Below are 23,848 nucleotides of genomic sequence, written 5' to 3' on the forward strand. Positions count from 1 at the left end.
GTATGAGTGACGATATTATAAAGGTTCACGATTTACCGGCAATAGCTCGCTATAGTAAATCTGTGCAAGAATTTGCTAAAGGGGTAGATTCTGCCTCTAAGGAGACTGAGCGAACATTTAATGTGAAAACAGGTAAAACAGAAGGAGAAGGAGACGAAGGTGAAGCAATCAATGCTTTCTTTGAACGTCTTAACCAACTTCAAACGCAGGTATTCAAAGAGTTTCCGACAACAATTACACATTTTTCGACAGCTTTATCTAAGTTTGAAGGGGAGGTTACAGGAGCTGGTTTTGAAAAGAAAGCATGGACCCAGCAGTCAGGGAATGATACTGTTTATAACAAGTTGAATGGAGCGGAGTCTGAACAATATCAAAAGGTTGAAGAGAAAGCTAAAGCTTTACAAACACTTCTGGATGATGCAAGTGGCAAGTTGGGTATTGAGTCCGAGGACTTGACTCCTATCAAAACATCAGCAATGAGCAAGTTGACAGATGCTGCGAATAATCGTAGAAACACTCATAATGCTTTACAGGGAGCACATGATGATTTGTCAAAAAAAGCGACAGAAGTTGAGTCGGAATTACAGGATCTACAAACAAAAATAGTTAATGCTCGTGCTATTAGTAGTATTCCAGCTGCTAATATCTTTGAAGGTATTCAAAATGGTAGTTTTAGAAAAAGTAAACTTGAATATTTTGATGGGATACAGACTGAAGCAGATGGGCGTGCTTTAGGTGCTCTTCTTGCAAAGAGACCAGAAGAGATTTTAAATGAGAAACCAGAAAATCTTAGTGAAGGACTTTATGTAATAAGTGCTAGAGAAATGATGGCCTGGATAAAATCGGGAGATAAGGATACGCTAAATAGACTCCTTAAGGCAATGGGGGAACGTGAGTTTTCTGAGAACGAACCATTCTTAAAAAGTTTTCAACAAGCGGGAATTAAGCTTGGGGATACAACTATGGAAGCAATGGAACTAGAGCGTCAGACAAACGGGGATTTAAATAGTAAACAAATGTCTGAGTATTCTGGTTATTTAGATTTGTCTGATAAATTTGTTGGTTTAATGGAGACTTTGTATATGCTGGGCATTGGTACAGTCCGAACAACAAGTGGAAGTCTGAATAATAATTCTCGACTGTATACTACGGATACAACTACAAAGTTAACTATTGATGATTTGAATGCTAGTAGTTCTACCGTTGGTTTGAATGCTAAGATTATCACTCGAAAGATGACAACAGAGTCCAATGCTTATGGTATGATTTATCCAGTAGGCGATTATACGACTACAGAAGAGAAACAGTATAAAACTCAGATTTTCTCTACTTATGAAGGGGTAGATAGTTGGGAAAATCATGCTCGTTTAGGTGAGTTAGCTGAAGCCAGAAAACAGGCACGGAAAGATTTAGCTGCTAGTCTAGCGAAGACTGCCGGTTATGGAGCAGTTACTGTTTTTGCACCAGAAATCCTTCCTCTTGTGATGGCAATTGATGGATTAGCTAGTAGTGATACCACAAAATTTACTAAGCAACTGAGCTCTTTTGTAGATAAGAATGTAACAATTGGAAATAAGACAATTCAAGGCGGTTTTAGTAAAACAGGCTCTTATGTATTTGGTCTCACTGCCCCAATTGAAGCTTTAGAAAATTATGTGAGTTATGTCAACACACTAAATGACGCTCAGAAAGAAGCTGAAGAAGTTCGTCTTAAGTTTATCAATAGATTCTTAGATAAAGGTGGAGCGTATTTAGGACAAGATCTCGGTAAGGGAGAGGTTGTGAATATTTCCTCGTTGACACGTCATGACTATAAAGCTACTTTGCGTTTAGCAGAGATGAATAATCGAGGGATTGTTCCTTACGTTAACTATGCTAGAACAGCAGAGAACTATACATTAACAGAAGATTCTGATCTTAGCGCACAACAAATTATAAAAAATACAATAGATAAAATAAACAAAAATGGGAATGGAACCAAGATATCCCCAGAAGTCCAATCTTACCTTCTGGGAGAGTCTAGCTCTTCCTTATCCTTGACAGATATGAATAATCAGCAAATCAATGAATTTGAAATGGTATTAGATAGACTGCCGATAAATGCTCCTAATGTGGGAACAAATGGTACGGAAGAGTATGGAGCATATATGAATACGTATTATAAATAAGGAGAACACTCTATGAAGAAAAAATGGAAATTTATAGCAGTGCTCGTCATTGTCTTGTCTTTAGTCGGTGCTTACGATGCGTATCGATATTTTACATATAATCGTTATAAAGAAAGAAACTATGCAATTGAACCACGAGCTTATGAATTTATTGCAAACAAACAAGGCTTAGTTATTTCATGGAAAAAAGCAAATTCCCAAATTATTGACTCAAAAAACCCAGATAATAACAATGGCGAAGGACAAGCAGTAGGATTTGGCGCAGCGGTTTATGGAAAGCACTATCTTTCAACGGACAGCTATCAATTTGTTCGCCAGTTTCATGATCCTGATTTTAATCTGAAAGATTTAAGTTGGGGGGAGTTTTGGAAAATACAGGTCTACGATATTAGTACTAATAAGTTATCTCGTAAGGAATATGATTTACTTGAAGCGATTCGAGAATATGATGATAGTTATGTACCTTTTGCGACTTATTCGGCTTTCTTTAGTTATGATAATCAAGAATATCGAACAGTGGAGTTAGAAAAGGTTGGAGGCGGAAGTGGCCGTATAGTTTTGTTTAATATGGCGACAGGAAAAATAGAGGATGTTCCGAAAGATGTCGAAATTCCAAAAGATAAGCGAACTGATATTATTAGTAATTCTACAAGTTTAAAAAAATACTATAAAGAGCCTATTGATAATATATTCTCATCTATCTCTTTCCCCAATTCAGTTATTAAACAAACTTCTGATTGGCGCCTAAAGGACGAATACCCTAAAGCTTACGATTTGATGACGAAGCAAGGAGGTCAATTATATCTTTTGACGGATAAGACAGATCCTAAACTGATGTCAGATATTTACAGTCTTTTAATACCGAAAGATAAGCAACTATTTGATAACTTAACTGTTTATGGTAATATCACAAAAGACGGTCAAGACCATGTGGTCAATTCTTATGAAGAATTTATTAGTATTTTAAAAGTAACAGAGGAGGAAAATGATGCCAATTAAGCGAATACAGCCTTGGCGAATTCAAAGTATTAAGGCTAGCATTAATGCTTCAACTGAAGAAATTTCAAAAGGGATGAGTAGTATAATTGAGGCACCAGTTACAAATAGTCTTGAATCTTGTGCAAATAGTGCGAAAACATGCATGGAAAATTTGGTAGAAACAGTTGATTCTCTAGATCTGTTTCTTGATAATGTCGCGCAAGCCTTTCAAGATGTAGATGAAAAAATGGCTAAATCAATTCAATCAAATGATATGTATAGTGTAGCTCCAAAGGAGCCAGAGACAGATCCTGAAAAGAAAGAGCAGATGCGAGTTCAGCAAAAACAATATGATCTTTCTTTTTATGAGAACCTTCCATAAAGATAAATATCTCCACCTGAATTGATATTCAGGTGGTTTTCTTTTGAACCGTGTTTAGATGCTCTGCTATCACTCAAAAAACAACAAACTTCCTCCCCCATCCATCCCTCTTATGCTATAATAGTCTATAGAAAGTCGAGGGAATGATGAAGAAAATATTATTGGTGGTTGTGATGCAGGGCTTGGCTATCTTTGTGATTACAGGTCTGCTTTGTTATTTTATGCGGGGGGATTTTTTCTTCCGTGCTCTGGCTCCGATTTTTGGTCTGGCAGCGGGAGGTTTTCGCTTCTTGACGGCCATGGTGACAAAAGCGTTCGCGCCTAGTCTCTATGAGGACAGCAAGAAAAAGGAATAATCTATAGAGTAGGCAGTAGGTCTGGGGTCATTTACCTCAGGCCTTTTGTCATAAATGTCAGCATTAGTCATGCGGAACTTTAATATTTTTTAGAAAAAGAACGGACAGAAGGGCTTTCTTAGGCGCTTTGTGGTAAAATAGTAACAGAATTAAAAATTTGGAGAGTAAAGATGAAACGTTCTATGTATGCTGGGCGTGTTCGCAAGGAGCATGTTGGTCAGGAAGTCACTTTGAAGGGCTGGGTAGCCCGCCGTCGGGATTTGGGCGGTCTGATTTTCATTGATTTGCGCGACCGCGAAGGCATTATGCAGCTGGTCATTAATCCTGAGACAGTGTCTGCAGAGGTCATGGCAACCGCAGAAAGCCTGCGCAGTGAGTTTGTGCTAGAGGTGACAGGCAAGGTGGCTGCGCGTGAGCAGGCCAATGACAAGCTGGCGACAGGAAGCGTGGAGCTGCATGTGGAGAGCCTGACTGTCTTAAATACAGCCAAGACGACTCCTTTTGAAATCAAAGACGGCATTGAGGTGAATGACGATACGCGCTTGCGCTACCGTTATCTGGACTTGCGCCGGCCAGAGATGTTAGAAAACTTCAAGCTCCGCGCCAAGGTAACCCACTCTATCCGCAATTATCTGGACGAGCTGGAGTTCCTTGATGTGGAGACACCATTTTTGTCCAAGTCAACACCAGAAGGGGCGCGTGATTACTTGGTGCCTAGCAGGGTTCATCAGGGCCATTTTTACGCACTGCCACAGAGTCCGCAGATTACCAAGCAGCTCTTGATGAACGCTGGTTTTGACCGTTATTATCAGATTGTTAAATGCTTCCGTGACGAGGACTTGCGCGGTGATCGTCAGCCAGAGTTTACTCAGGTGGACTTGGAGACTTCTTTCCTGTCTGATCAGGAGATTCAGGATATTACAGAAGGCTTGATTGCTCGTGTTATGAAAGAGACCAAGGGTATTGAGGTGTCTCTACCTTTCCCACGTATGAAGTATGATGATGCCATGGCTCTTTATGGTGTTGATAAGCCTGATACACGCTTTGAGATGTTGCTGCAGGACTTGACAGAGCTTGTCAAGGGAGTTGACTTCAAGGTCTTTTCAGAAGCTCCAGCTGTCAAGGCCATCGTCGTGAAAAATGCTGCAGATAAATACTCTCGTAAGGATATTGATAAGCTGACAGAGCAAGCGAAACAGCATGGTGCCAAGGGCCTTGCTTGGGTGAAAGTGGCTGATGGTGAGTTGGCTGGGCCAGTTGCTAAGTTCTTGACAGACTTGACAAGTCAGTTGACAGAAGCTTTACAGCTTGAAAATAATGACCTGGTTCTCTTCGTGGCCGATACTTTGGAAGTGGCCAATGCTGCTTTGGGAGCTCTTCGTGTACGCTTGGCCAAAGAGCTGGACTTGATTGATCCAGATACATTTAACTACCTTTGGGTGGTGGACTGGCCCATGTTTGAATGGTCAGAAGAAGAGGGTCGCTACATGAGTGCCCACCATCCTTTTACCCTGCCTCAGAAAGACTCTGAGCAAGAGCTGGAAGGCGAACTGAGCAAGGTACGGGCTGTTGCCTATGATATCGTCCTCAATGGTTATGAGCTAGGTGGTGGAAGTCTTCGGATTAACCAGAAAGACTTGCAGGAGCGGATGTTCAAGGCGCTTGGCTTCTCAGCTCAAGAAGCTGCCGAGCAGTTTGGCTTCCTTCTTGAGGCTATGGACTATGGTTTTCCACCGCATGGCGGCCTAGCTCTAGGCTTGGACCGCTTTGTGATGCTGCTGGCTGGTGAAGAAAATATCCGCGAAGTCATTGCCTTTCCGAAAAATAACAAGGCTTCTGATCCAATGACACAAGCACCAAGTCCAGTGTCGGTCGCTCAACTAGAGGAATTAAGTTTACAAGTGGAAGCACATGAAGAAGACTAATTTTTATAAACTCTTTCGCTATTATATCCGCAGGTTTGCTTATAATTTCAAGATTTTGCGGTCTTTAAAGAGTATCTCGCGTGAGAAGTACGATGAGAAGATTTCTGCCTCGCTTGTCTATGGCTTTTTGTCGGCTGTCGCAGTCAATTTCTTCTTTCAGCCGGGGCATGTTTATTCCAGCGGGGCGACTGGTCTGGCGCAGGTCATTACTGCCCTCAGTACTCGTTTCTTAGGTTTTACCATTCCGGTTTCTGTGACTTTTTACGCCATCAATATTCCGCTCATGATCCTGGCTTGGTACCAGATTGGGCATAAGTTTACCATTTTTACTTTTATCACGGTTACGATGAGCTCGCTCTTTATCCAGTTTGTGCCGGAAGTGACCTTGACTGATAATCCTATTATCAACGCCCTTTTCGGGGGTGTAGTCATGGGAGCGGGGATTGGCTTTGCTCTTAAGTCCAGTATTTCCAGCGGTGGGACTGATATTGTCAGTCTGACCATTCGCAAGAAAACAGGTCGGAATGTCGGCCATATTTCCTTGATTGTCAATGGGATTATTATGCTGATTGCGGGTTTGACCTTTGGCTGGGAATATGCGCTGTACTCCATGATTACTATTTTTGTGTCTAGCCGGGTGACGGATGCTGTCTTTACCAAGCAGAAGCGCATGCAGGCTATGATTATCACCAGTCATCCGGATAGGGTGATTGATAAGATTCACAACAAGCTGCACCGCGGAGCGACAGTCATTCATGGCGCTGAGGGAACTTACAATCATGAGAAAAAAGCTGTTCTGGTGACGGTTATCACCCGAGCTGAGTTTAATGAATTTAAGCAAATCATGAAGCATACAGATCCAGCTGCCTTTGTCTCCGTTGCAGACAATGTCCATATCTTGGGACTGTTTGTGGAGGAGTGAGAATATTCATTAAGCTTGGGAATGCCAAGTAGTATAGTGTGGGAGTTTGTGTTTAAAACGAGCTTTTGTGATAGGAGATTCATATGCGGTAGGACAATAGTCCCACCGCTTTCTATTCTCTATTGTGGAGGGTGGAAATCTCAAGTGAGAAAGGATATACAAATGCAGGAGATTTTCAGATTATGACGACTTATAAAAAAATCATGAATATCGCCTTGCCGGCTATGGCGGAGAATTTTTTGCAGATGCTCATGGGAATGGTCGACAGCTATCTGGTGGCCAGTCTTGGGCTGATTGCGATTTCCGGTGTCTCGGTGGCCGGCAACATCATTACGATTTATCAGGCAATCTTTATCGCTCTGGGGGCTGCGATTTCCAGTCTCATATCCAAGACTCTGGCTCAGGGAGACAAGGAGCGTCTGGCCTATCATACAGCCGAGGCTATCAAGCTGACCTTGCTTCTGAGCCTTCTGTTGGGGCTGATTTCCCTGCTCTTTGGCAGGCAGATGCTGGATCTTCTGGGGACGGAAAAAGCGGTGGCTGAAGCAGGTGGTCTTTATCTGGCTTTGGTTGGAGGGACTATTGTCTTACTAGGCTTTATGACTTCCTTTGGGGCTCTGGTGCGGGTTATGAGCAATCCTAGATTTCCCATGTATGTCAGTCTTCTGACCAATGTCCTCAATGCCCTCTTTTCCGGTCTGGGGATTTACGTCTTTCGGCTTGGTATTGTCGGTGTAGCGCTGGGAACGGTGCTGGCTCGGTTGGTGGGTGTGCTGATTCTCTGGCAGGAGCTGGATTTGTCCACACTCCGCTGGAGCTGGGGCTTAGATGGAGAGCTCTTGCGCCTGTCTCTGCCGGCTGCTGGAGAGCGGCTCATGATGCGGGCGGGTGATGTAGTAATCATCGCCATTGTGGTCGTCTTTGGGACGGACGCAGTAGCGGGGAATGCCATCGGTGAAGTCCTGACTCAGTTTAATTATATGCCAATCTTCGGGGTCGCAACAGCAACAGTCATGCTAATAGGGCATGCGTTAGGTGAGGGAGATATGCAAGAGGTCGGTCTGATTCGTCAGCGGACCTTCTGGCTGTCTTTTGCTTGCATGTTGCCCGTGGCTCTAGGAATTTTCGTTTTTGGTCGGCCGCTGACCTTGCTCTATACGGATAATAGCGGAGCTATTACAGCCAGTCTTTCAGTCATGCTTTTCTCCCTGCTGGGAACTCCCATGGCAGTGGGAACCGTGATTTACACAGCTATCTGGCAGGGGCTGGGCAATGCCAGACTGCCTTTTTATGCCACGACTGTTGGCATGTGGCTGATTCGCATCATTGCCGGTTACTTGCTGGGTGTGACTTTTGGCTTGGGTCTGCCAGGAGTCTGGACTGGGATGCTCTTGGACAATGGCTTCCGCTGGCTGTTTTTAAAGGTTTTATTTGACAGGAAAATGAGGGAAATCACATGACAAAAGCGTTTATTTGGGATTTGGACGGTACCTTGCTGGACTCCTACGATGCTATTTTGGCGGGGATTGAGGAAACCTATGCTTACTATGGTCTGGACTTTGACAGGGAGAGTATCCACAGCTATATCCTAAAGCACTCTGTGCAGAAGCTCTTGGAAAAAGTAGCGTCTGAGAAAGGTCTGGATGCTGCCGAGATGAATGCCTTTCGTGGAGCAAGCCTAAAGGAAAAGAATGCTCAGATCCATCTGATGGAAGGGGCTGTGGAGATTCTGGTCTGGGCTGAAGAGCAAGGCATTGCTCAGTTTGTCTATACCCACAAGGGACTCAATGCCCATCAAATCTTAAAAGACTTGGGAATTCATGATTATTTTACAGAAATCATCACAACAGCCAACGGCTTTGAGCGCAAGCCTCATCCAGAGGGTGTCGATTATCTGCTTGAGAAATACGGTTTGGACAAGCAGGAAACCTACTATATCGGTGACCGGACCCTGGATGTGGATGTCGCCGTCAACAGTGGCATCCAGAGCATTAACTTCTGTGACTACCGACCAGAAATCAATCAGAAAATAGAGAAGCTGATGGACATCAAGCAATTATTTACAAAATAAAAAGCAGACAAGAACTGATCTACTGTCAGTCTAGCCTGCTTTTTCTTTTACATATGCTCAATCTGTAGTTCTAGCAAGAACTCAAGAGCCTTGGGAGAACAGTTTTCTTTTTCAATAGGGAAACCTACATTTGGCCCCAACATGATATAAAAATCTTCCTTAGTATGAAAAACTTTGACGATGTCATCATAGCTATAAAGAAACTCTCCTCGTTTGCTTTTCACAGAAAATTTATCTTTCTCAAATATAAGAGTTTGCTCCATATCCTTCCAGAAAGGAGTTTTTTGATAGGCTTTCTTTATCTGAAAGTCCGTACCAAAGTACATTACTGGGAATATAATCAAAGATGTAAATAGCACGGTAAAGAAAGAAAAACGCTTCAGGTTGTCAGGTAGGAAGGTTAGATAGAGAGACAGGATTCCTATAAAAATGATAATATTCAGCAAAAATCTTTTTCCGCGTAAGAAAATAGACCAAGCAAATCGTTGATACACTTCCTCAGTCATAAGAGTTGTAATACGGATTGGAAACATCTTTTACCTCCAGTTTTTATTATTATAACACATAAGAGCGATAAGATTTAGCCGAGCCTTGCTAGGCGATACCATCTTTTATGGGAGGTGAGTGATTTTTTTGTTTTTATCTAAAACCAGCACATCTGGCATGCTTAGGTTGCGCCAAAAGTTATAATTAATGTTGGAATCGAATGCGCTTAGTAAAATGCAGATAAGGTTACCATGGGAGTTAATGATAATCTCTTCGTTTTGGTGTTTGCTTTCCAGTTCATGAAGAAAGGCTAAGGCTCGCTGTTGAGCTTGTTGATTAGACTCGCCACCAACAAATGAAAAAGTCGGCTGTGACCAAAGTTGCATGAGGGCTTCTTCAAAGTTTTGGTCGGCAATCGCTTGACTACTTAGCTTTCGCTCTATTAGCCGTTTGTCGGTTTGAATAGCGAGTTTCAGACTCTGAGCTAAAGGATCAACCGTTTGGATGGCTCTTTGATAGGGGCTGGAATAAATGGCGGTAATAGGTTTGTCTGCTAAAAAGTCAAGTTGTGCCAAGGATTCTTGTCCCTTGTTTGATAATGGTCGATTGATTTCATCAGGTGTATAGTTAGAATGCGCATGACGGATAAAATAGTAGGTGTTGTTCATAAGATGATTATAGCAAAATTTAAATCTCAATTCATTTTCTACCTATTTCCACGCCGCCTTTTCTGTCTTTGTCTGTCTTTCGTGTTATAATAAACCTATGGAAAAAAAGAACAAGTTATTATTAATCGACGGTTCGTCCGTTGCTTTTCGCGCTTTTTTTGCGCTTTATAATCAAATCGACCGTTTCAAGAGTCCGTCTGGTCTGCATACCAATGCTATTTATGGCTTCCACCTCATGCTCAATCATCTCTTGGAGCGCGTGCAGCCGACCCATGTCCTGGTAGCTTTTGATGCTGGTAAGACGACCTTCCGGACTGAGATGTACGCCGACTATAAGGCTGGTCGGGCCAAGACACCGGATGAATTTCGTGAGCAGCTGCCCTTTATCCGAGAAATGCTGCAGCACCTAGGCATTCACTACTACGATTTGGCTCAGTACGAGGCGGATGACATCATCGGGACCTTGGACAAGATGGCTGAAAAGACGGCTGTGCCTTACGATGTGACCATTGTCAGCGGCGATAAAGACTTGATTCAGCTGGCGGATGATAATACCGTGGTGGAAATTTCCAAGAAAGGCGTGGCCGAGTTTGAGGAGTTTACCCCAGCCTACCTCATGGAAAAGATGGGCATCACGCCAGAGCAGTTCATCGACCTCAAGGCGCTGATGGGCGATCAGTCGGACAATATCCCCGGTGTGACCAAGATCGGTGAGAAGACTGGTCTCAAGCTCCTCTTGGAGTATGGTTCTTTGGAAAATCTCTATGAAAATATTGACCAGCTCAAGGCTTCCAAGATGAAGGAAAATCTGATCAATGACAAGGACAAGGCCTTCTTATCTAAAACCCTAGCCACTATCAATACTCAGGCACCGATTACAATCGGACTGAATGATTTGGTTTATAAGGGTCCGCAGGTAGAGAATCTGAGCAGGTTCTATGACGAGATGGGCTTCAAGCAGCTCAAGGCTCAGCTAGGGACTGGTCAAGAGCCGGTAGAAGTCAAACCCATTGAATTTACCAAAGTGACTGAGGTCACAGAGGATATGCTTGCACCAGAGCAATTTTTCTATTTTGAAATCTTGGGTGACAACTACCACAAGGAAGACATAGTCGGTCTTGCCTGGGGCGATAGCCGTCAGATTTATGTCGGCACCAGCGATTTACTGCAACAGCCTCTCTTTCAGGAATTTTTGACAAAAAAAGCTCTGAAAACCTACGACCTCAAGCGGACCAAGGTACTACTCAGTCATTACGGCATTGAACTGCCAGTAGCATCCTTTGATGCGCGCCTAGCCAAGTATCTGCTTTCGACGGTCGAGGATAATGAGTTGGCGACTATTGCTCGCCTCTACGGCCAAACAATTCTGCCGACGGATGACGAGGTTTATGGCAAGGGAGCCAAGCGTGCTTTGCCGGAGCAAGAGCAGCTCTTTGAGCATCTAGCTCGTAAGATCCAAGTGTTGCTGGAAACAGAAGAGCCAATGCAAGAACAGCTCCGTTCCCACGATCAGCTGGATTTGTTGCTTGAAATGGAGCAGCCATTGGCCTTTGTCCTAGCCAAGATGGAGATTGCGGGAATCAAGGTTGAGCGGGAAACCCTGCAAGGTATGCAGGCGGAAAATGAAAAGACGCTGGAAAGTCTGACTCAGGAGATTTATGATCTGGCTGGTCAGGAGTTTAATATTAACTCGCCCAAACAGCTGGGAACCATTCTCTTTGAAGATATGGGATTGCCACTGGAATACACCAAAAAGACCAAGACGGGCTACTCGACAGCGGTGGATGTGCTGGAGCGTTTAGCACCGATAGCACCGATTGTGTCTAAGATTCTGGAATACCGTCAAATCAGCAAGCTTCAGTCGACTTACATTATCGGATTGCAAGAGGCCATAGCGGCTGATGGCAAGATTCATACTCGCTATGTTCAGGATTTGACTCAGACGGGCCGCCTGTCCTCTGTTGACCCGAACCTGCAGAATATCCCTGTTCGTTTGGAGCAGGGCCGCCTTATTCGTAAGGCCTTTGTGCCAGAGTGGGCTGACAGCGTACTACTCAGCTCGGATTATTCCCAGATTGAGCTGCGGGTGCTGGCTCACATTTCGCAGGATGAGCATCTGATTGCTGCCTTTCAGCATGGAGAAGATATTCATACGGCTACAGCCATGCGGGTCTTTGGTATTGAAAAGGCAGAGGATGTGACACCTAATGACCGTCGCAATGCCAAGGCTGTCAACTTCGGAGTAGTTTATGGAATTTCCGACTTCGGACTAGCCAATAATTTGGGAATTTCCCGCAAGGCTGCCAAGGACTACATTGAGACCTATTTTGAGCGTTTCCCTGGTATCAAGAATTATATGGAAACCATCGTTCGCGAAGCGCGTGATAAAGGCTATGTAGAGACCATTTATCATCGCCGCCGCTCCTTGCCGGACATCAATTCCCGTAACTTTAATATCCGAAATTTTGCGGAGCGCACAGCCATTAACAGTCCAATCCAAGGCTCCGCCGCAGATATTCTCAAAGTCGCTATGATTAATCTGGATCAAGCTTTGACAGAGAAGAATTTCAAGTCTCGCATGCTCTTGCAGGTGCACGATGAAATCGTGCTAGAGGTGTCCAATGACGAGCTAACAGCCGTCCGCCAGCTAGTCAAAGAAACCATGGAAGCCGCGATTGAGCTAGCCGTTCCACTAGTGGCTGATGAAAATGCCGGCCAAACTTGGTACGAGGCGAAATAAAACAAGATACAAAGAGCGTCAAAACCGACTGAAAATTAGCAATTCGGACGGAGGAGCGATGCTCCTAGAACGGATTGTCTTTTTCACACAGTGTTTAGCCCGGATTCAGTTAAGACGCAAATACTGCAAAACTATCTAGCTTTATTATGAATGAGGAGGAAGCCCATGACTTATCATTTTCAAAATCCAAGTGATGCCATCGTCAAGCATTATTTGAAAAACAGCAAAGTGATTGCTGTTGTCGGACTGTCTGACCGTGAAGAAACGACCAGTAACCGTGTGTCCAAAGAGATGCAGGAGCGAGGTTATCGCATTATCCCTGTCAATCCGCGGGCAGCGGGCAGTCAGATTTTTGGTGAGACTGTTTATGCCAGTCTTAAAGACATTCCTTTCCCGGTGGATATTGTCGATGTGTACCGTCGCAGTGAGTTTTTGCCAGATGTGGCACTGGATTTTCTGCAGACGGATGCCAAGATTTTCTGGGCTCAGTTGGGCTTGGAGAGCGAGGAGGCTGAGCAGATTTTGCGGACAGCCGGTCGGGATGACATTGTCATGGATCGCTGCATTAAACGCGAGCATACACGCTTGATTCTGGGCGAATAGAATGGCCAAGTTAGTCATCATTCGTGGAAATTCCGGCTCTGGCAAGTCTAGTCTCGCTGGGAAACTGCAGACTCACTACGGCCGAGGAACTCTCCTGATATCGCAGGATACGGTTAGACGGGACATGCTCAAGGAAAAGGTTGAGCCAGGGAACTTGTCTATTGACCTGACAGAGACATTGGCACGCTTCGGTTACGAACATGATTTACTGGTTCTGGTAGAAGGATTTTATGAGACAGACATTTACGGACAGATGCTAGAGCAGTTGAAAAAGCTCTTCGCTCCGCAGGTCTTTGCTTACTACTATGACCTATCCTTTGAAGAAACAGTCCGCCGCCATCAGACTAGAGCTAAACAAGAAGAATTTACCCCAGCCGACATGAAGCGCTGGTGGAAAGAGCTAGACTTCTTAGGCTGGGAAGAGGAATCCTTCTTCACAGATGAGGATTCACTAGAGGCAGCCTTTGATAAAATCTGCTCTGCCCTTGACAAGACAGGAATATAATAGTAAATAAAAAAACAACTCACAAGCTTAGGACAAGGAGTTCCGTGCTTGCGGGTTGTTTTCGTTTAGAATAGCTTTTTCTTTTTTCAACTCTTCGTAGAAGAGAATGTAAGCAGTCGCTGTATAAGGAAGAACCATAATATTCAGTACACCGTAAGTCATTCTGGCCAGTAAATTCCAACCGATGAAGCTCAGATCCAGCATAAATAGCTTTCTCTTGTAGCCCTTCATGAGCTTCCGGCTTTGACGGATAGCATAGAAAGCTCCCCGGTAACTCCCGGTCTCAAGCTGGTCGTAGAGTATCAGTTCTGCTTGAGAATATGCGTAGTACTGAGGAACGGTGATGCCTAGACCAACCAATATCAAGAGGCTTCCCAGTAACATACCAGGAGTGTATTGAAGAATCTGCTGTCCTGCCTCGCTTTGAGCAGTCAGCACAGTATGGGCAGGAAGTTTTTCCGAAATATTGAGAATCTTATAAGCATTGAAGACGGACAGAAGACTCCCGAAATATATAGGAAGATTCCAAAGGAAAAGCAATAGCTGCTTGAGCAAAACGGTTTTGAAAACAGGTGTGAAGTTCTTACTCGTAAAAAGATGCCCAATATCTGAAAAGCGGACCTCATCCTTTTTCTTGCGGATGACGGTTATCATGGTGTAGCTGGCAGAAAGCAGCAGGAGAGACGTGATAAACTGAATGGTCGTCGGAAAAAGAGTTCGGCTAATCAGAAAATATATGAACTGGCTGAAGGTCAGGTCGGAAACGGAGTTTCTTAGATTCCCAATAAGGGAAAGAAAGATGTTTAGGATACCGGCAAGAGTCGGGGCTGCAAACAAAAGAAAAATCCCCCTCGTTTGACTGCGAACGGTACGAGCCTGAGCCCTGATGTTACTTAGATTCATAATTCCTCCATTTGGATTTGTCTGTTACATTATATCATACCCCGTGACAGATAGAAGTTTTTTTGGTAAAATCATACGGTATCTTGTGAGCACTTGCTGCTCATTATATAGAAGAAAAATCGCTGGGACTGTTTTTCCCAGCAGGAGGAAACATGTCAACATCACCGATTCAGTATCGTTTGATCAAAAAAGAAAAGCACACAGGTGCTCGTTTGGGAGAGATTATCACGCCTCACGGAACTTTTCCGACACCTATGTTTATGCCGGTTGGGACCCAGGCGACAGTCAAGACCCAGTCGCCAGAAGAGCTCAAGCAAATGGGTTCTGGTATTATCTTGGCCAATACCTATCATCTCTGGCTACGTCCAGGTGATGAGCTGATTGCCCGTGCAGGCGGCCTGCACAAGTTCATGAACTGGGACCAGCCTATTCTGACGGATAGTGGCGGTTTTCAGGTCTATTCTCTAGCTGACAGCCGCAATATCACAGAAGAAGGAGTAACCTTCAAGAACCATCTTAATGGTTCTAAAATGTTCCTCTCGCCAGAAAAGGCCATCTCCATCCAGAACAATCTGGGCAGTGACATTATGATGTCCTTTGATGAGTGCCCGCAGTTCTACCAGCCTTATGATTATGTCAAGAAGTCCATTGAGCGGACTAGCCGTTGGGCAGAGCGTGGACTCAAGGCCCACAGCCGTCCACACGACCAAGGTCTCTTTGGGATTGTTCAGGGTGCTGGATTTGAAGATTTGCGTCGCCAGTCTGCTCAAGACTTGATCAGCATGGATTTCCCAGGCTACTCTATCGGAGGACTGGCTGTTGGTGAGACTCACGAAGAGATGAATGCAGTGCTAGACTTCACAACGCCTATGCTGCCTGAAAATAAGCCCCGCTATCTCATGGGAGTTGGAGCGCCAGATAGCTTGATTGATGGGGTTATACGTGGCGTTGATATGTTTGACTGCGTCCTGCCGACTCGGATTGCCCGAAACGGTACCTGTATGACCAGTGAAGGGCGTCTGGTGGTTAAAAATGCTCAGTTTGAGGAAGATTTCACGCCGCTGGATCATGACTGTGACTGCTACACTTGCAGCAACTACACGCGGGCCTATATCCGCCACTTGCTCAAAGCGGACGAAACCTTTGGGATCCGCCTGACCAGTTATCACAACCTCTACTTCTTGGTAAACCTTATGAAGAAAGTTCGCCAAGCTATCATGGATGACAATCTGCTGGAATTCCGTGAAGACTTTATTGAGCGCTACGGCTACAATAAATCCAGCCGAAATTTCTAAGAAGCTCCATTTGAAAGGGGAAGCTATGTCTGATGAAGAAACATTGCTGGAAAGATTGACAGCGTATCTGTCAGACGACCAAAAACATACTATACGTATATATGGTCATGGTGCTTCAGGCAAGTCAACTTTTGCTCGAAAACTCCAACTAATATTGGGTGAGGAACGAGCTAATCTGCTAGCAACAGATCCTTATGTAATTACTGGGGAGTGTCGAGATTTGCTCAGTTCCAAAGATTTTCCTCATCAAAAAGTAACAGCCTGTATCCCAGCTGTTCATGAGCTCGGGAGTCTGGAGCGAGATATTTGTGCCTTGCAGTCTGGTCTGGATATTCTGACCATTGACACAGATTGGTCACCTAGGTTGCGTTTATCAGCCCTAAAGCCTATTTTAATAGTAGAAGGTATGTCGGCTGCCTTTTTGCCTGAAAGTTTGTTTGATTTGTCGATTTGCTTTTACACGGACGATCAGACCGAGTTAGAACGCCGCTTGGCACGGGATGTGGCTGTGCGAGAGCGCAGGCCAGAGTGGATAGAGCAGACGCATCTAGCTCGACGAGAGCAATATAAGCACTTTTATCAGCCCTATCTAGCAGCTGCAGACCTTGTCATCTGCCAGTCGGGCAACAGCTTTCGCATCGAAAAGGACAGCCCCTTACTATAAAATAAAATAGCCAAGGGTAAATTTTCATTTTTGATCTCACTGATGTGTGTCAGTGAGATTTTTCTTTCTATTCAAGGTCGGGTCTATATGGTAAAATAGATAGAGTGTTTTGTTATTTTACAGAAAACATCAGTTTTCAGAGTTAATTGTGCTAAATATATAAAAATCAAGGAGTTTATCATGAAAAGCATAAGCATAAAAGCTGTTTTGGCAACAGCTCTAGTTTTGATCCTGCAAGGTTGCAGTCAGCAAAAGGCGGTAGAAAAGCCTAAAACTTCTGCTAGTCAAAGCCAATCTGTATCATCTAGTCAAGCCAGTTCTTCTAGTGAAGCGAGCTCTTCCAGTAGCCAAGAGAAACCGGTGAAGTCTGATGAGGAATCTTACCAAAAGGTTTTTGAAGACTATCGTTTGCTTTTGTCGAGCAATAGCTCTGATACTCAAGCAGCAGAAAATCTTCGAAATCAGCTGCACTTCCCTCTAGAATACTGGACGGTAGATAATATATTAGCGCAGCCAGATGCCCTTGCCTATAGTTTTCACGACCTCAATGGTGATGGGCAAAAGGAGCTTTTGGTTGGAGCTAAGTTTGGAGAAAATCCATACCAATTAGTATCTCTTTATTACCTCAAAGGTCAGGAGCCAGCCTTGTTGGGAGAGTCGCATGCAGCTAGTGTCGGAGGTTCTAGGGTAACTCTCTTTGTTTACCGAGACGGCCGTGTCTTAAGCTCTCACTGGCATTCCGGAAGCGGAAACGGTCAAGCAACCCTTTATCAGCTGTCTAACCAGAATCAGGAGCCTGAAATCCTTCAGCAAATTGATTTCACAAAGACTGCAGATGCTGGCGAAAGCCAACTTGGTCTTGGCCAGGCTGACCGTTTAGATATGGATAGTTTAACTTGGAAGAAATTCTAAGAGAAATCAATTCGGAATAAAATCTATAAAGTTGCTTTCAAAGCAGCTTTTTCTATATCTTAAGCCTGATTACTTCCATTAATAAGGTGAACTATTCGAGTTGAATTGAAGAACAAGGCATAGTTATCAATAGAGAAAACGCTTTCATAAAAAATTATCCTAAAAATCTTTAAAAAATTACTCAAATCCCTTGCAATGACTGGTTCTTTGTGTTAAGATACTATGGTGCTGTAAAAATACAGCGTGTAGCTTTGATGCAAGAGGTTGCGACACGCTCGGTTGCATTGCCACGTAATCGCCTGTCGGTTTTCTTGTGGAGCTAGCCTATTATCTTAAATAGACGAAAAGGAGAAAAAGATGGCAAACAAAAAAATCCGCATCCGTTTGAAAGCTTACGAACATCGTACACTTGATACAGCGGCTGCAAAAATCGTAGAAACTGCTACTCGTACTGGTGCTGAAGTTGCGGGTCCAATCCCACTTCCAACTGAGCGCAGCCTCTACACAATCATTCGTGCGACTCACAAATACAAAGACTCTCGCGAACAATTTGAAATGCGTACTCACAAACGCTTGATCGACATCATCAACCCAACTCAAAAAACAGTTGACGCTTTGATGAAATTGGATCTTCCAAGTGGTGTGAACGTAGAGATTAAACTTTAATCTAAAGCTTGATCTAAACCAGAGCATAAAAAACGCTCGTTAAAAACTTTTTGAAAAAATTATAGAAAAGGAAACATTTTCTCATGACAAAAGGAATCTTAGGGAAAAAAGTGGGAATGACTCAAATCTTCACTGAAGCTGGCGAATTAATCCCTGTAACTGTTGTTGAAGCAGCTCCAAACGTTGTTCTTCAAGTTAAAACAGTTGAAACAGATGGTTACAACGCAGTTCAAGTTGGTTTTGATGACCTTCGTGACGTATTGAGCAACAAACCTGCCAAAGGCCATGTAGCGAAAGCTAACACAGCTCCTAAGCGCTTCATTCGTGAATTCAAAAACATTGAAGGCTTGGAAGTTGGAGCAGAAATCACTGTCGATACATTCGAAGCTGGTGATGTTGTTGATGTAACAGGAACTTCAAAAGGTAAAGGTTTCCAAGGTGTTATCAAGCGCCATGGCCAATCTCGTGGTCCAATGGCTCACGGTTCACGTTACCACCGTCGTCCTGGTTCAATGGGACCAGTTGCGCCAAACCGTGTTTTCAAAAACAAACGCTTGGCTGGACGTATGGGTGGCAACCGCGTAACTATTCAAAATCTTGAAATCGTACAGGTTGTTCCAGAGAAGAACGTTATCCTGATTAAAGGTAACGTACCAGGTGCTAAGAAATCTCTTATCACTATCAAGTCAGCAGTTAAAGCTGGTAAATAATAAAGAAAGGGGAAATCAGTCACAATGGCAAACGTAAAATTATTTGACCAAACTGGTAAAGAAGCTGGTGAAGTAGTTCTGAACGATGCGGTCTTTGGTATTGAACCAAATGAATCAGTTGTCTTTGATGTTATCATCAGCCAACGCGCTAGCCTTCGTCAAGGAACTCACGCTGTTAAAAACCGTTCTGCAGTATCAGGCGGCGGACGCAAACCATGGCGTCAAAAAGGAACTGGACGTGCTCGTCAAGGTTCTATCCGCTCTCCACAATGGCGTGGTGGTGGTATCGTATTCGGTCCAACTCCTCGTTCATATGCTTACAAACTTCCACGTAAAGTGCGCAGATTGGCATTGAAATCAGTTTACTCTGAAAAAGTTGCTGAAAACAAATTCGTAGCTGTAGACAGCCTTTCATTTACAGCTCCAAAAACTGCTGAGTTTGCAAAAGTGCTTGCTGCACTGAGCATCGATACGAAAGTTCTTGTTATCCTTGAAGAAGGAAATGAATTCGCTGCACTTTCAGCTCGCAACCTTCCAAACGTGAAAGTTGCAACTGCAACAACTGCAAGCGTTCTGGACATCGTAAACAGCGATAAACTTCTGGTTACTCAGGCAGCTATCTCTAAAATTGAGGAGGTTCTTGCATAATGAATTTGTACGACGTAATCAAAAAACCTGTTATCACTGAAGGTTCAATGGCTCAGTACGAAGCAGGCAAATACGTATTTGAAGTGGACACTCGCGCTCACAAGCTCTTGATCAAGCAAGCTGTTGAAGCTGCTTTTGAAGGAGTTAAGGTTGCTAACGTTAACACTATCAATGTAAAACCAAAAGCAAAACGCGTTGGACGCTACACTGGTTTTACAAACAAAACTAAAAAAGCTATCGTAACACTGACAGCTGATTCTAAAGCAATCGAGTTGTTCGGTGCAGAAGAAGAATAATCTAAGGAGGAAATATCGTGGGAATTCGTGTTTATAAACCAACAACAAACGGTCGCCGTAATATGACTTCTTTGGATTTCGCTGAAATCACTACCAGCACTCCAGAAAAATCTTTGCTTGTTTCTTTGAAGAGCAAGGCTGGTCGTAATAACAACGGTCGCATCACTGTTCGTCACCAAGGTGGCGGTCACAAGCGTCACTACCGTTTGATTGACTTCAAGCGTAACAAAGACGCTGTTGAAGCAGTTGTAAAAACAATTGAGTATGATCCAAATCGTTCAGCAAACATCGCTTTGGTTCACTACACTGACGGTGTGAAAGCTTATATCATTGCTCCTAAAGGTCTTGAAGTTGGTCAACGCATCGTTTCAGGTCCTGAAGCAGATATCAAAGTCGGAAACGCTCTTCCGCTTGCTAACATCCCAGTTGGTACTTTGGTTCACAACATTGAGTTGAAGCCAGGCCGCGGTGGAGAATTGGTTCGTGCTGCTGGAGCTTCTGCTCAAGTACTGGGTCAAGAAGGTAAGTACACTCTTGTTCGTCTTCAATCAGGCGAAGTTCGTATGATTCTTGGTACTTGCCGCGCTACAGTTGGTGTTGTTGGAAACGAACAACATGGACTTGTAAACCTTGGTAAAGCAGGACGTAGCCGTTGGAAAGGTATCCGCCCAACAGTTCGTGGTTCTGTAATGAACCCTAACGATCACCCACACGGTGGTGGTGAAGGTAAAGCACCAGTTGGTCGTAAAGCGCCATCTACTCCATGGGGCAAACCTGCTCTTGGACTTAAAACTCGTAACAAAAAAGCGAAATCTGACAAACTTATCGTTCGTCGTCGCAACGAGAAATAATTTAAAACAATCTATCCGCCAGCTCGGTAGCGCTGCTTAGTCAGCGCAGGCCGCTGTGGTACTTATTTAAAGGAGAAAATATAAAATGGGACGCAGTCTTAAAAAAGGACCTTTCGTCGATGAGCATCTGATGAAGAAAGTTGAAGCTCAAGCTAACGACGAAAAGAAGAAAGTCATCAAAACTTGGTCACGTCGTTCAACGATCTTCCCAAGTTTTATTGGTTACACAATCGCAGTTTATGACGGACGTAAACACGTGCCTGTTTACATCCAGGAAGACATGGTAGGTCACAAGCTTGGTGAATTTGCGCCAACTCGTACTTACAAGGGTCACGCTGCAGACGACAAGAAAACACGTAGAAAATAAGGAGAACATAAATGGCAGAAATTACTTCAGCTAAAGCAATGGCTCGTACAGTGCGTGTTTCACCTCGTAAATCTCGTCTGGTTCTTGACAATATTCGTGGTAAAAACGTCGCTGACGCAATCGCAATCTTGAAATTCACGCCAAACAAAGCTGCTGGCATTATCGAAAAAGTTTTGAACTCTGCAATCGCTAATGCTGAAAACAACTTTGGTTTGGAAAAAGCAAACTTGGTAGTATCTGAAGCTTTCGCAAACGAAGGACCAACTATGAAACGTTTCCGTCCGCGCGCTAAAGGTTCAGCTTCACCAATCAACAAACGCACAAGCCACATCACTGTGGTCGTTGAAGAAAAATAAGGAGGTAACATCGTGGGTCAAAAAGTACATCCAATTGGTATGCGTGTCGGCATCATCCGTGATTGGGATGCCAAATGGTATGCTGAAAAAGAATACGCGGATTACCTTCATGAAGATCTTGCAATCCGTAAATTCGTTCAAAAAGAATTGGCTGACGCAGCGATTTCAACTATTGAAATTGAACGCGCAGTAAACAAAGTTAACGTTTCTCTTCACACTGCTAAGCCAGGTATGGTTATCGGTAAAGGTGGAGCAAACGTTGATGCACTTCGTGCAAAACTCAACAAATTGACTGGAAAACAAGTCCACATCAACATCATCGAAATCAAGCGTCCTGACTTGGATGCGCATCTGGTTGGTGAAGGAATTGCTCGCCAGCTTGAGCAGCGTGTTGCTTTCCGTCGTGCTCAAAAACAAGCTATCCAACGTACAATGCGTGCAGGAGCTAAAGGAATCAAAACTCAAGTATCAGGTCGTTTGAATGGTGCAGATATTGCCCGCAGCGAAGGTTACTCTGAGGGAACTGTTCCACTTCACACTCTTCGTGCGGATATCGATTACGCTTGGGAAGAAGCTGACACTACTTACGGTAAACTTGGTGTTAAAGTATGGATCTACCGTGGTGAAGTCCTTCCAGCTCGTAAAAACACTAAAGGAGGTAAATAACCAATGTTAGTACCTAAACGTGTTAAACACCGTCGCGAATTCCGTGGAAAAATGCGCGGTGAAGCTAAAGGCGGAAAAGAAGTAGCATTTGGAGAATACGGTCTTCAAGCAACTACTAGCCACTGGATCACTAACCGCCAAATCGAAGCTGCCCGTATCGCTATGACTCGTTACATGAAACGTGGTGGTAAAGTTTGGATTAAAATCTTCCCACACAAATCATACACTGCAAAAGCTATCGGTGTACGGATGGGATCTGGTAAAGGTGCTCCAGAAGGTTGGGTTGCACCAGTTAAGCGTGGCAAAGTAATGTTTGAAGTTGCTGGCGTTTCAGAAGAAATCGCTCGCGAAGCGCTTCGCCTTGCAAGCCACAAACTTCCAGTTAAATGTAAATTCGTAAAACGTGAAGCAGAATAAGGAGAAGGCATGAAACTTAATGAAGTAAAAGAATTTGTTAAAGAACTTCGTGGTCTTTCTCAAGAAGAACTCGCGAAGCGTGAAAATGAATTGAAGAAAGAATTGTTTGATCTTCGTTTCCAAGCAGCTGCTGGCCAATTGGAGCAGACAGCTCGCCTGAAAGAAGTGAAAAAACAAATCGCTCGTATCAAAACTGTTCAATCAGAAGTTAAATAATAGACTAGGGAAGGAGAATTTCAATGGAACGCAATAATCGTAAAGTTCTTGTCGGACGCGTTGTTTCTGACAAAATGGACAAAACAATCACAGTTGTAGTTGAAACTAAACGTAACCACCCAGTCTATGGTAAACGTATTAACTACTCTAAGAAGTACAAAGCACATGACGAAAACAATGTTGCCAAAGAAGGCGATATCGTTCGTATCATGGAAACTCGTCCGCTTTCAGCTACAAAACGCTTCCGTCTTGTAGAAGTCGTTGAAGAAGCGGTTATCATCTAATCAAACCAGAAAGGAGAAAACTTAAATGATTCAAACAGAAACTCGTTTGAAAGTTGCCGACAACAGCGGCGCTCGCGAAATCTTGACAATCAAAGTTCTTGGTGGCTCAGGACGTAAGTTCGCTAACATCGGTGATGTAATCGTTGCGTCTGTAAAACAAGCTACTCCTGGTGGTGCGGTTAAGAAAGGTGACGTTGTAAAAGCTGTTATCGTTCGTACTAAATCAGGTGCTCGTCGTAAAGATGGTTCATACATCAAATTTGACGAAAACGCTGCAGTCATCATCCGTGAAGACAAAACTCCTCGCGGAACTCGTATCTTCGGCCCAGTTGCTCGTGAATTGCGTGACGGCGGCTTCATGAAGATCGTATCATTGGCTCCAGAAGTACTTTAATCAAAATTAACAAACACAGTCCCCTGGCAAAAGTCAGGGTGCCCCTATGGGCGTAAGAATTAAGAGGAGAAATAAATGTTTGTAAAAAAAGGCGACAAAGTTCGCGTAATTGCTGGTAAAGACAAGGGTGTTGAAGCACTTGTTGTTACAGCTCTTCCAAAAGTAAACAAAGTTGTTGTTGAAGGTGTAAACATCGTTAAGAAACACCAAAAGCCAAATAACGAAAACCCTCAAGGTGCTATCGTGGAAAAAGAAGCGCCAATCCATGTGTCAAACGTTCAAGTGCTTGACAAGAATGGTGTTGCAGGACGTGTTGGCTACAAGTTTGTAGACGGCAAAAAAGTTCGTTACAATAAAAAATCAGGCGAAGTGCTTGACTAATCACGAAGGAAAGGAGAA

The 23,848-nt window shown here is 43.8% G+C and carries 30 protein-coding genes; 27 read left to right on the forward strand and 3 right to left on the reverse strand.

The genetic code is table 11. The features are described from left to right. Positions 1-2: 2 nt before the first annotated feature. The 8 genes from QZ169_RS02050 (at position 3) to QZ169_RS02085 (ending at position 8,802) form a co-directional block, all read left to right on the forward strand. On the forward strand, positions 3-2,168 hold the full coding sequence (locus QZ169_RS02050) for a hypothetical protein (RefSeq protein ID WP_295504581.1): 2,166 nt from the start codon (positions 3-5) through the stop codon (positions 2,166-2,168). A 12-nt stretch (positions 2,169-2,180) separates the two neighbouring features. Further along, a complete protein-coding gene (locus QZ169_RS02055) occupies positions 2,181-3,167 on the forward strand; it encodes a hypothetical protein (RefSeq protein WP_295504584.1) in 987 nt (328 codons plus the stop codon). Then, a complete protein-coding gene (locus tag QZ169_RS02060) occupies positions 3,154-3,528 on the forward strand; it encodes a hypothetical protein (protein WP_295504586.1) in 375 nt (124 codons plus the stop codon). Before QZ169_RS02055 ends, QZ169_RS02060 begins: the two co-directional genes overlap by 14 nt. A gap of 143 nt (positions 3,529-3,671) precedes the next feature. Beyond that, positions 3,672-3,884 carry a hypothetical protein gene (locus tag QZ169_RS02065; protein ID WP_295504588.1) on the forward strand — a complete coding sequence of 71 codons (213 nt, stop codon included), beginning with the start codon at positions 3,672-3,674 and terminating at the stop codon, positions 3,882-3,884. A gap of 170 nt (positions 3,885-4,054) precedes the next feature. Continuing rightward, the gene (gene aspS / locus QZ169_RS02070) at positions 4,055-5,809 is read left to right on the forward strand and encodes an aspartate--tRNA ligase (RefSeq protein WP_295504590.1); all 1,755 of its coding nucleotides are present in this window, start codon (positions 4,055-4,057) and stop codon (positions 5,807-5,809) included. Continuing rightward, positions 5,796-6,731 (forward strand): YitT family protein, encoded by a 936-nt coding sequence (locus QZ169_RS02075; RefSeq protein ID WP_295504591.1) that lies wholly within the window; start codon positions 5,796-5,798, stop codon positions 6,729-6,731. Before aspS ends, QZ169_RS02075 begins: the two co-directional genes overlap by 14 nt. A gap of 182 nt (positions 6,732-6,913) precedes the next feature. Next, the gene (locus QZ169_RS02080; protein ID WP_295504593.1) at positions 6,914-8,191 is read left to right on the forward strand and encodes an MATE family efflux transporter; all 1,278 of its coding nucleotides are present in this window, start codon (positions 6,914-6,916) and stop codon (positions 8,189-8,191) included. Beyond that, positions 8,188-8,802: an HAD-IA family hydrolase gene (locus tag QZ169_RS02085; protein WP_295504595.1), complete on the forward strand. Its 615-nt coding sequence runs from the start codon at positions 8,188-8,190 to the stop codon at positions 8,800-8,802. The genes QZ169_RS02080 and QZ169_RS02085 overlap by 4 nt, the downstream gene beginning before the upstream one ends. A 47-nt stretch (positions 8,803-8,849) precedes the next feature. Here QZ169_RS02085 and QZ169_RS02090 read toward each other — a convergent pair whose 3' ends face one another. Together QZ169_RS02090 and QZ169_RS02095 are read right to left on the reverse strand one after the other, a co-directional pair. After that, on the reverse strand, positions 8,850-9,335 hold the full coding sequence (locus QZ169_RS02090; RefSeq protein ID WP_295504597.1) for a YcxB family protein: 486 nt from the start codon (positions 9,333-9,335) through the stop codon (positions 8,850-8,852). 78 nt (positions 9,336-9,413) lie between these two features. Further along, positions 9,414-9,956: a histidine phosphatase family protein gene (locus QZ169_RS02095; RefSeq protein WP_295504627.1), complete on the reverse strand. Its 543-nt coding sequence runs from the start codon at positions 9,954-9,956 to the stop codon at positions 9,414-9,416. A gap of 97 nt (positions 9,957-10,053) precedes the next feature. Between QZ169_RS02095 and polA the strand changes: the two genes are divergently transcribed. The 3 genes from polA (at position 10,054) to QZ169_RS02110 (ending at position 13,804) form a co-directional block, all read left to right on the forward strand. Next, the gene (gene polA, locus QZ169_RS02100) at positions 10,054-12,696 is read left to right on the forward strand and encodes a DNA polymerase I (protein WP_295504599.1); all 2,643 of its coding nucleotides are present in this window, start codon (positions 10,054-10,056) and stop codon (positions 12,694-12,696) included. Positions 12,697-12,861: 165 nt separating this feature from the next. Further along, positions 12,862-13,299 (forward strand): CoA-binding protein, encoded by a 438-nt coding sequence (locus QZ169_RS02105; RefSeq protein ID WP_061591887.1) that lies wholly within the window; start codon positions 12,862-12,864, stop codon positions 13,297-13,299. A 1-nt stretch (position 13,300) separates the two neighbouring features. Beyond that, positions 13,301-13,804, forward strand: a complete 504-nt coding sequence (locus QZ169_RS02110) for a kinase (RefSeq protein WP_295504602.1) — start codon at positions 13,301-13,303, stop codon at positions 13,802-13,804. A 27-nt stretch (positions 13,805-13,831) separates the two neighbouring features. On the opposite strand, the gene QZ169_RS02115 is transcribed toward QZ169_RS02110, so the two are convergent. Next, entirely contained in the window at positions 13,832-14,707 is an 876-nt protein-coding gene (locus QZ169_RS02115; protein ID WP_295504604.1) for a DUF975 family protein, read from the reverse strand. A 152-nt stretch (positions 14,708-14,859) separates the two neighbouring features. On the opposite strand from QZ169_RS02115, the gene tgt reads away from it, so the two are divergent. The 16 genes from tgt to rplX all read left to right on the forward strand — a co-directional run bounded on the left by tgt (position 14,860) and on the right by rplX (position 23,830). Further along, positions 14,860-16,002, forward strand: a complete 1,143-nt coding sequence (gene tgt, locus QZ169_RS02120; protein ID WP_295504606.1) for a tRNA guanosine(34) transglycosylase Tgt — start codon at positions 14,860-14,862, stop codon at positions 16,000-16,002. 25 nt (positions 16,003-16,027) lie between these two features. After that, positions 16,028-16,666, forward strand: coding sequence for a uridine kinase (locus QZ169_RS02125; RefSeq protein WP_295504607.1), 639 nt, complete (start codon positions 16,028-16,030; stop codon positions 16,664-16,666). A 180-nt stretch (positions 16,667-16,846) separates the two neighbouring features. Next, a complete protein-coding gene (locus QZ169_RS02130) occupies positions 16,847-17,578 on the forward strand; it encodes a hypothetical protein (RefSeq protein WP_295504609.1) in 732 nt (243 codons plus the stop codon). A gap of 357 nt (positions 17,579-17,935) precedes the next feature. Beyond that, the gene (gene rpsJ, locus QZ169_RS02135) at positions 17,936-18,244 is read left to right on the forward strand and encodes a 30S ribosomal protein S10 (protein ID WP_002894478.1); all 309 of its coding nucleotides are present in this window, start codon (positions 17,936-17,938) and stop codon (positions 18,242-18,244) included. A gap of 83 nt (positions 18,245-18,327) precedes the next feature. Next, positions 18,328-18,954 carry a 50S ribosomal protein L3 gene (rplC, locus tag QZ169_RS02140; RefSeq protein WP_002894479.1) on the forward strand — a complete coding sequence of 209 codons (627 nt, stop codon included), beginning with the start codon at positions 18,328-18,330 and terminating at the stop codon, positions 18,952-18,954. A gap of 24 nt (positions 18,955-18,978) precedes the next feature. Continuing rightward, a complete protein-coding gene (gene rplD, locus QZ169_RS02145; protein ID WP_002894480.1) occupies positions 18,979-19,602 on the forward strand; it encodes a 50S ribosomal protein L4 in 624 nt (207 codons plus the stop codon). Further along, positions 19,602-19,898 (forward strand): 50S ribosomal protein L23, encoded by a 297-nt coding sequence (locus QZ169_RS02150; RefSeq protein ID WP_002894481.1) that lies wholly within the window; start codon positions 19,602-19,604, stop codon positions 19,896-19,898. Before rplD ends, QZ169_RS02150 begins: the two co-directional genes overlap by 1 nt. Positions 19,899-19,915: 17 nt before the next feature. Beyond that, positions 19,916-20,749 (forward strand): 50S ribosomal protein L2, encoded by an 834-nt coding sequence (gene rplB, locus QZ169_RS02155; protein WP_002894482.1) that lies wholly within the window; start codon positions 19,916-19,918, stop codon positions 20,747-20,749. Between the two features lie 85 nt (positions 20,750-20,834). Then, the gene (gene rpsS, locus QZ169_RS02160) at positions 20,835-21,116 is read left to right on the forward strand and encodes a 30S ribosomal protein S19 (protein ID WP_000533766.1); all 282 of its coding nucleotides are present in this window, start codon (positions 20,835-20,837) and stop codon (positions 21,114-21,116) included. 11 nt (positions 21,117-21,127) lie between these two features. Next, the gene (gene rplV / locus QZ169_RS02165; protein WP_295504612.1) at positions 21,128-21,472 is read left to right on the forward strand and encodes a 50S ribosomal protein L22; all 345 of its coding nucleotides are present in this window, start codon (positions 21,128-21,130) and stop codon (positions 21,470-21,472) included. 12 nt (positions 21,473-21,484) lie between these two features. Continuing rightward, positions 21,485-22,138 carry a 30S ribosomal protein S3 gene (rpsC, locus tag QZ169_RS02170; protein WP_002894486.1) on the forward strand — a complete coding sequence of 218 codons (654 nt, stop codon included), beginning with the start codon at positions 21,485-21,487 and terminating at the stop codon, positions 22,136-22,138. A gap of 3 nt (positions 22,139-22,141) precedes the next feature. After that, positions 22,142-22,555 (forward strand): 50S ribosomal protein L16, encoded by a 414-nt coding sequence (gene rplP / locus QZ169_RS02175; protein ID WP_000960948.1) that lies wholly within the window; start codon positions 22,142-22,144, stop codon positions 22,553-22,555. A 9-nt stretch (positions 22,556-22,564) separates the two neighbouring features. Next, positions 22,565-22,771, forward strand: coding sequence for a 50S ribosomal protein L29 (gene rpmC, locus QZ169_RS02180; protein ID WP_002894488.1), 207 nt, complete (start codon positions 22,565-22,567; stop codon positions 22,769-22,771). A 23-nt stretch (positions 22,772-22,794) separates the two neighbouring features. Then, positions 22,795-23,055 (forward strand): 30S ribosomal protein S17, encoded by a 261-nt coding sequence (gene rpsQ, locus QZ169_RS02185; protein WP_000440801.1) that lies wholly within the window; start codon positions 22,795-22,797, stop codon positions 23,053-23,055. Positions 23,056-23,080: 25 nt separating this feature from the next. Further along, positions 23,081-23,449, forward strand: coding sequence for a 50S ribosomal protein L14 (gene rplN / locus QZ169_RS02190; RefSeq protein ID WP_002894494.1), 369 nt, complete (start codon positions 23,081-23,083; stop codon positions 23,447-23,449). Positions 23,450-23,524: 75 nt separating this feature from the next. Further along, a complete protein-coding gene (gene rplX / locus QZ169_RS02195) occupies positions 23,525-23,830 on the forward strand; it encodes a 50S ribosomal protein L24 (RefSeq protein ID WP_002894497.1) in 306 nt (101 codons plus the stop codon). The last annotated feature ends 18 nt before the right edge of the window (positions 23,831-23,848 follow it).

This window comes from uncultured Streptococcus sp., assembly GCF_905372115.1.
Lineage (GTDB): Bacteria > Bacillota > Bacilli > Lactobacillales > Streptococcaceae > Streptococcus.